At 58.8% G+C, this 257-nt stretch carries 1 rRNA gene; it reads right to left on the bottom strand.

Annotated features, from left to right (window positions below):
* Window positions 1–184: 184 nt before the first annotated feature.
* Window positions 185–257, bottom strand: a 16S ribosomal RNA gene (locus tag QC282_RS32265); the annotation flags it as partial.

Here is a 257-nt window from a genome sequence, read left to right as displayed (position 1 = left end):
CAACAGCGTGCCCGACACACTCCCCGCTCCCCTCAACGTTCCACGCTCCGAAAGAGCAGTACTAGAAGGAGAAGACGATCAAGTGTGCCGAGTAGTCAACGTTCCACCCATGAGCAACCAGCACCGGGCGTTCGCCGATGTACTGGCCTCTGGACTGCCGAAGCAGCCTAGAAGTGCTCCTTAGAAAGGAGGTGATCCAGCCGCACCTTCCGGTACGGCTACCTTGTTACGACTTCGTCCCAATCGCCAGTCCCACC

The sequence above is a fragment of the Streptomyces sp. DH24 genome (assembly GCF_029813775.1).
Taxonomy (GTDB): Bacteria; Actinomycetota; Actinomycetes; order Streptomycetales; family Streptomycetaceae; genus Streptomyces.
Note: the sequence above shows the minus strand (reverse complement) of the source record. Positions and strands in the feature narration are given on the sequence as shown.